This window comes from Vibrio sp. B181a, assembly GCF_030248375.1.
Taxonomy (GTDB): domain Bacteria; phylum Pseudomonadota; class Gammaproteobacteria; order Enterobacterales; family Vibrionaceae; genus Vibrio; species Vibrio campbellii.
The window spans coordinates 126330-133849 of sequence record NZ_JAHGAD010000036.1 but is presented as its reverse complement, the minus strand read 5'-3'; the positions used below and the strand labels follow the sequence as shown (position 1 = coordinate 133849).

7 protein-coding genes are annotated in these 7520 nt (G+C 46.0%); 2 read left to right on the top strand and 5 right to left on the bottom strand.

All coding sequences use genetic code 11. From position 1 onward, the window contains the following. The 5 genes from KIO97_RS16485 to KIO97_RS16465 all read right to left on the bottom strand — a co-directional run. On the bottom strand, nucleotides 1–1353 hold a 1353-nt coding region (locus KIO97_RS16485), incomplete at its 3' end, for a VWA domain-containing protein (protein WP_285383460.1). Beyond that, a complete protein-coding gene (locus tag KIO97_RS16480; protein ID WP_285383459.1) occupies nucleotides 1346–2350 on the bottom strand; it encodes a VWA domain-containing protein in 1005 nt (334 codons plus the stop codon). The genes KIO97_RS16480 and KIO97_RS16485, both read right to left, overlap by 8 nt. Further along, nucleotides 2343–2819 carry a DUF4381 domain-containing protein gene (locus KIO97_RS16475; protein ID WP_045376297.1) on the bottom strand — a complete coding sequence of 159 codons (477 nt, stop codon included), beginning with the start codon at nucleotides 2817–2819 and terminating at the stop codon, nucleotides 2343–2345. The genes KIO97_RS16480 and KIO97_RS16475 overlap by 8 nt, the downstream gene beginning before the upstream one ends. Before the next feature lie 43 nt (nucleotides 2820–2862). Continuing rightward, complete coding sequence (locus tag KIO97_RS16470; RefSeq protein WP_285383458.1) at nucleotides 2863–3789, bottom strand: DUF58 domain-containing protein; 927 nt, start codon at nucleotides 3787–3789, stop codon at nucleotides 2863–2865. Nucleotides 3790–3803: 14 nt separating this feature from the next. Beyond that, a complete protein-coding gene (locus tag KIO97_RS16465; RefSeq protein ID WP_285383457.1) occupies nucleotides 3804–4760 on the bottom strand; it encodes a MoxR family ATPase in 957 nt (318 codons plus the stop codon). 361 nt (nucleotides 4761–5121) lie between these two features. Here KIO97_RS16465 and KIO97_RS16460 point away from each other — a divergent pair, with 361 nt between their 5' ends. Both KIO97_RS16460 and KIO97_RS16455 read left to right on the top strand, forming a co-directional pair. Beyond that, nucleotides 5122–5376 carry a helix-turn-helix domain-containing protein gene (locus KIO97_RS16460; RefSeq protein ID WP_043883516.1) on the top strand — a complete coding sequence of 85 codons (255 nt, stop codon included), beginning with the start codon at nucleotides 5122–5124 and terminating at the stop codon, nucleotides 5374–5376. Nucleotides 5377–5589: 213 nt separating this feature from the next. Next, the gene (locus KIO97_RS16455) at nucleotides 5590–7506 is read left to right on the top strand and encodes a methyl-accepting chemotaxis protein (protein WP_045376450.1); all 1917 of its coding nucleotides are present in this window, start codon (nucleotides 5590–5592) and stop codon (nucleotides 7504–7506) included. The last annotated feature ends 14 nt before the right edge of the window (nucleotides 7507–7520 follow it).

The window sequence follows — 7520 nt, the reverse complement described above, 5'->3', positions numbered from 1 at the left end:
CTGCTGTTGCTGCTGTTGCTTCAGTTTCTCCTCTACAACCGACAGGTTCTTTTTCGCAGCTTCAAAGTCAGGTTTTTCTTGAATTACGTTTTTATAGAGCTTTGCCGCATCCTCAAGTTGTCCGTTCTTAGCAAGTGCGTTTGCCAAGTTGTAACGGCCATCAAGGCTTGGATTATTGGAGAATGCTTCAATCGCGCTTTCGTAATCCCCAGCTTGGTAGCTTGCTGCACCTTTCCAGTTAGGATCAGTGAAGGTACTTTGGGCTTTTTCGTATTCACCTTGTTGATAAAGCTGTTCACCTTGTTGGTTCTGATTCAAGAATGCATTCGCTTCTGCTTTCGGTGTCCAACTCATCGGTAGCACGGTCGCTACCAATACCCAAATCATGCCGCGTCGGAAGAGTAGGGCAGCAGGAATCAACAGCAGAGGTAGCAACCAGAAACCACCGTTCAAGCGAGAGTCGGTTTTCACGTCTTCACTTTGCTTAGCAGCAAGGTTGTTACTCGCGTTGTTAGTAAACGCGGCAATGTTCTCAACATCACGGTTATTGTGTTGAATTGGCACAAATAATCCGCCGGTCTCTTTGGCTAACTTCTGCAAGTTTTTCAGGTTAGTCTTCGCTACCACGGTGTTGCCTTGTCGACTCTTCATCAAAGAACCATCCGGAAGTGCAATTGGTGCACCAGTTGATGTTCCGATAGCGAGTACTGACACACGAATGTCTTTACCGTTTAATAACGCTAATGAGCGAGATAGTTCGGAATCATCCAAATCATCTGCTAGTACGACGATGTCACCTTGATTTACGCCCGCTTGAGTAAACTGACCAAGCGCGGTTTCAATCGCTGATGGTAAGTTGGAGCCTTGATAAGGCATTAACTCAGGGGATAAGTTTTCGATGATGCCAGCAAGTGTGCTGGAGTCAGTCGTCAGTGGACTTAACGTATAAGCATCGCCCGCATACGCGACTAAACCTGTTGAACCTTCTTTCCATTTCGGCAATAAATCCAACGCTTTATAGCGCGTTTGAGACAGGCGATTTGGCTTCACATCCGTTGCGTACATAGAGCGCGACATATCCAGAACTAACACTCGGTTTTGGCTTAGTTCAAAGCTTGGTCGTGTGTTGGATTGCCAACTTGGGCCTGCTAAAGCGATACAAGCGATCGCCCATGTTATTCCCCATATGGCAAAGTAGTGTTTAGTTTTCACTGAATGACCAAGCATTTTTGCCAAATGAGGCGCAATCAACGATGACTTTTTGGTTCTGTATTGGCTGTTAAGGGCAAGGACGACAGGGATGACGAGCAAACCCAGCAACCAATACGGATTTAGGAAAGTAAACTCAGCCATGTTTTCTCCTTAGAACAAACAGGAACACGGAAAGCACAAGTGCAGCGCCTAGTGGGTAAGGGAACCATTCCGACTGAGGACGCCATGTTTGCGTATCGCTAGAAACTGGCTCTAGTTGATTAATGGTGTCGTAGATCGTTTCAAGTTCTTTGGCATCACGCGCTCGGAAGTATTTACCACCTGTCATCTCTGCAATTTTTGTCAGCGTTTGCTCATCAAGGTCTGAGGCGGTATTGACTTTGCGCGTCATGAAGAAGTCTTTCACCATCATTTCACCAGCGCCCACACCTACGGTGTAGATGGTTGCGTTGTACTTTTTAGCGATTTCAGCGGCTTCAAGCGGATCAAGTACACCAGCAGTATTGCTACCATCACTGAGCAAGATCATCACACGTTGTGGTGCGTCACTGTCTACAAAGGTTTTAGTGCCTAAGCCGATACCATCACCAATCGCAGTGCGCTGACCAACCAAGCCAATGACGGTTTGATTGATCTGTTGCATCACGGTTTTACGGTCAGCGGTTAGCGGCGTTTGTAGATAAGCGTGATCACCAAATAGAACCACACCTAAGCGGTCACCTTGGCGTTTTTCTACGAAATCAGATAAGACTCTTTTGACGGCGGTTAGACGGTCTATGTATTCACCGTTGTCGTTCATGTCTTCTTTCTGCATAGAGCCAGATAAGTCGACCACTAACATCATGTCACGGTATTTCGGTTGGAACTCAACCGGATCGCCATACCAAACCGGGCGAGCACAAGCGACAACCAACAGAGCCCATACGCCAATAGACAGGAATTTTTGTACGACCTGTTTTGGTTTGTTGCTGTGTTTGTTGTCTGGCAGGTACGCCAGCTTAATTTCAGCTTGCTGAGTCTCTTCAGGGAAGAACTTATAAATCAGCCAAGGTAGGGGCAGTAACAATAATGCCCACAACCAGACAAACTCAATGTTCAACCACTGAGAGAGGCTCGAAACGAGAGTTGCCTCAGTCACGAGTTTTTGCCTTTTTCTTTGGTGGCAATGCGGTTTCAATCCAGAAAGCGCAATCATCAATTAATGCTTGATGTTGCTCTTGACCAGACTTTTGATACAGCGCCGCTTGCCACTGTTGTTGTTTATCGACAAATCGAGTTTCTTTAGTGTAACTATCAAGAAACTCGTACCAAGCAGAGCCTGTTAATGGCGCGATTTCTTCACGAGGGAAGTAACTCAAAGCCGCTTGGCGAAGAACCTCTAATGCAGAAGACGGTGTGTGTGGTGTGATCGGATTGGTTAACAGTTTCAATGCGGTCTTCTTGGCAACAAGACGCTTTGTACGCCATCTTAAGTACAGTACGACGATTAAGATGGAGAGAATTACACCGCCCAGAACAGCCCACCATCCCCAAGCAAGTGGGAACCAATCTGGTGCATTTGGCAGGATTAAAGGTTCAAGGTTTAGGCTTTGATTATTCGTTGTCATTATTATTACTACTGCTTGAATGATTTGTATGTTGTTGCTTTGATTAGCTTAACTGCTGAACCAACGGTAACCCGCTCGACAGACTGTTAAATGGAATCGCCATCGAATGACACTGCTGTTTGATGGCTTGTTGATGCTTAACGAAGTGAGACTCCAATTCTTGACGTTCCCCTTTAGAGCCGAAGTTGAACCACTGACTTCGATGACCATCGGATGCTTTCGCTTGGCCTCGGAAGTCGGTTTCGCCTCGCTCAAGAGGATCATAAAACTGTACTGCACGAACGCTGTTGTGTTGCTTTAATCGACGCAGTTGAATCAGCTCTTTCTCCTCCACTTGAGCAAAATCACTCAGCAGAATAAGCTCACTGCCTTTCGGCGTCAGGTTGTGTAGCGTTTCAATTGCGCTCATGTATGGCAACGTGCGTGTGCTGTCAGCTTGTTGATTCGTAAGCAATTGATTGTGAGTATTCACTATCGCGTCAAGAATTCTCAGCCCTTGCTTTTGAAGCGAAGAAGGGCGGAACTCAATACACTGGGAACCATCATCTATAACCGCGCCGATGCGGTCTTTCTTGGCTAACGTCAGCCAAATCAAGACGCTAGCGAAGTGTGCCATTTGAACTGACTTCAATACATATTGCGATCCAAAGTGCATGCTTGGGCTCAAGTCGATGTACAAGATCACCGCTTGCTCTTTGTCTTCAGCAAACAACTTGGTGTGCGCTTTTCCCGTTCGAGCCGTGACTCGCCAATCGATGCTGCGAATGTCATCACCCGCTTGGTATTGGCGCACTTCCATGAAGTCCATACCACGACCTTTTTGACGGCTGGTATGGTTACCGCTCATTTGCGACCAAATACTCTGTGCTGGTGGCAGCCAACGAACCGATTGAGTGCGATATTGAAGCAGCTCTTCAAGGGTTAATGTCACCCCATTCGCATGAGGTGGCAATGCATATGATGCAGACATGTCACCTACCTACGTTATGCGCTACCTACAAGGTTAAGAAGCTTGTCGATAACCTGATTTGCTGTAATGCCTTCTGCCTGAGCGTGGTAGCTAAGCAGCAGACGATGGCGTAGCACAGGGTAAGCCATGGCTTGAACATCTTCTGGTGAGACAAAGTCACGACCTGCCAGCCACGCATGAGCGCGAGCACAACGGTCAAGCGCAATTGTTGCACGTGGACTCACACCCATAGATAGCCATTTCGCAAGCTCTGAGTCGTAATCGCTTGGCTGTCGAGTCGCCATCACAAGACGAACGATGTATTGCTCGATTGCGTCTGCCATGTGGATGTTGAGCACTTCTTTACGTGCGGTGAAGATGTCTTCTTGGCTCAAGCTTGGGCGTTCAATCGTCGCTTCGCCTTTTGCCTCACCACGGTTGATGCGCAAGATTGCCAGTTCATGCTCTGCATCTGGGTAATCTACATCAAGGTGCAACAAGAAGCGGTCAAGCTGTGCTTCTGGTAGTGGGTAAGTTCCCTCTTGCTCGATTGGGTTTTGCGTTGCCATCACCAAGAATAGATCTGGGAGTGAGTATGTGTTTCGTCCTGCTGTCACTTGCTTCTCAGCCATGGCTTCAAGCATTGCGGCTTGCACTTTAGCTGGCGCACGGTTGATCTCATCAGCAAGGATCAGTGAGTTGAAAATAGGACCAGACTGGAAGGTAAATTCGCCCGTTTCTGGACGGAAGATATCTGTACCCGTCAAGTCTGCTGGCAGTAAGTCTGGTGTGAACTGAATACGGTGGAAATCACCCTCTACACAATCCGATAGAGATTTCACCGCACGGGTCTTAGCCAATCCTGGAGGGCCTTCAACCAAGATATGCCCATCGGCAAGTAGAGCAATGAGAAGCTGTTTAACGAGATCATGCTGACCAATGATCTGAGACTCTAAGTAGCTTTGAAGAGTTTCGAAGTTTGTTTTGTGCATTTTTTGGACTCTCTGGTATCCATATGATTCTTGTTTTGAGTATTGGTCACTTCTTCTAAGGGAAAAGTTCCAGTACGTACATGCAATTTATCTTTTCAATATTGGGTTATTACTATGTTTTACAAGGTCATGACAATGACTTAGGGCTACGGAAAGCCCTAACCTTAACAAGTGCTCATAGTGCGTGTTTCAATGCCAGCCAAAAATTGTCGTCTTCGTCAGCATTTAAGGAAACTGTCGCCTCTTTTGTGATGTTGTGTCCAACCTGTGTCACTAACTCAACCCTCAGCTGTATCAAATTGCTATTCATGAAATCAGCTTTCGCTTCAGGCTTTTAATGGAGTGGACGACGGAGTCTGTTTTGTTAAAAAACGAATTCAGAGTCGCGAAGTTGTTGTCTCTTGTTAGCCGCTTAAATGCCCCACATGGTGAGCACACTCCAATTGTGTACACGCAAGATAAACTGGCCCACCTTTCACGATGTACGCGGCAAACATTGAGCCGTTCGCTACAACAACTTGCTAAGCAAGACATCATTACTATCGGTTATCGTCGTATTGAGATAGTCGACGATGAAAAGCTCAGTGCGTTCATTCTTGAGGGGATGCCAGATTGAGCATAGTTATCTGGTGATGATAGTCACATTAAGGATTTAAATTATCTTACTAAACAATCTATTACATTGGGTTTGCATAAAGTTGTGAGAATTTTCTCTAGTTTTGTCAGATAAGGCCGATAAAAGTGTCATGCTGTGCATAGTAAATTTATATGCGCAAGGTTGTATTTATTCAGAATGCAGATAACTAGTGATTCTTTTAAAGGTCCAGATATGTTGAAACTTAGCTCTTTGAGTATCAAACAAAAGGTTGTACTCGGTATTACATTTGCAGTGCTTGCATCAACGATTATTGTAGGGGTGATGGCACAGCGTCATGCGCGAGACGTATTAAGCCATCGCCTTATTGATATTGAATTGCCTGCGATGTTGCAGCAAATCAATACGGAGATTGACCGTGAAGTTGTACAGATGCAGCAAGCGGCAAAACAATTGGCGACCAATGAATTTGTTGTTGAAGCACTATCGACGACAGACCGTAACCCAACAGTCGAAGCGCAATTAGTTCGCCAACTAAATAACGTAAAGTCCCAATACCAGTTGAACGATGCTTCTGTCGCGAACAGACAAAGTGCTTATTACTGGAACCAAAACGGTTTTCTACGTCAGCTTAATCGCTCGCAAGATGCTTGGTTCTTTGGATTCACCTCTTCTGGCCAAGATACGTCTGTAAGCGTATTTCAAGAGGCAAATGGCGACGTAAAAATGTTCGCGAACTACCAAAACGTCAATGGCATCTCAATGTCTGGCCTGTCCAAGTCAATGGACGATATGGTTTCGTTACTAAATGGCTTTAAGATTGAGAAAACAGGCTACGTTTTTCTGACCAATAGCAAAGGTGATATCCAGATTCATCGCCAGCAAGGTAAGAACCAAAGCTCTATCAACCAATTGTTTGGTCGTGAAGCTTCTCAGTTGCTCAACAAAAATCACTTCAATTTAGTAACGACAGAATTTGAAGGACAAGAGATGTTTGTCTCGAGCTTGTACGTGCCTTCAATGGATTGGTTTGTCGTTGGTGTTGTACCAGTGAACGAAGTATTTGCTGACCTAGATGCAACCGCCGAGAAAATGTTATTCACAACAGCGATCGTCGCGCTGATCTTCATTGCGATGGGCGTTCTTCTTGCAAACAGCATTACCAACCCAATTCGCCAAATTGCTGACCGCTTCACTGATCTTGGTGAAGGTGAGGGTGATCTGGCTCAACGAATTGAAATCAAAGGCAACGATGAGATCGCTCAACTTTCTAAAGGCTTTAACGGCTTTATTGAGAAGATCCATGCAACCATGAAGGAAGTGTCGCTAACCAGTGGTGCTTTAAGCCAAGCGGCAGACAGTGTTTCAAATAAAGCAACGTCTACGCATGATAATAGCCAAGAGCAACGTGACCAGACGATTCAGGTAGTGACGGCCATTAACCAGATGGGGGCAACGATCAGCGAGATTGCTTCAAACGCGGCAACCGCAGCTGATACGGCAAACCAAGCGTCTGATAACACGCAGACTGGCCGTCAAGTGGTGACGCAAGCAAAAGAAGTGATTAGCCGCCTTGCTGGTGATGTGGAAACGACAAGCATGGTAGTGACCCAGCTTGCAACAACCACCAAAGATATTGGTTCTATTCTGGATGTGATTCGCGATATCTCTGAGCAAACCAACTTACTTGCGTTGAACGCAGCGATCGAGGCGGCTCGCGCGGGTGAGCAAGGTCGTGGCTTTGCGGTGGTAGCTGATGAAGTACGTAACTTAGCGTCACGTACGGCTGATTCGACTGAAGAGATTCAAAAGATGATTAACCAACTTCAAAGTGATGCGCAAGATGCAGTAACTGCAATGGAAGCAGGTAAAGCAGTGACGTTTGAGGGGGTGGCTTCAACTGATGAGGCTGTTGTTGTTCTAATGAATATCTCTGAACGCATTGCGGATATTTCGGATCGTAATACTCAGGTTGCAACGGCAACAGAAGAGCAATCGACAGTGGTGCATACCATCAACCAGAACATCGAAGAGATTAATGCGATCAATGAGATGACGACAGCGACAGCAGAAGAACTTGCTGGTGCAAGTCGAGATCTGCAAGAATTATCATCTCGCCTAGATAAGATGGTTGGTAGCTTCAAGCTGTAGAGTTGGATAGAATA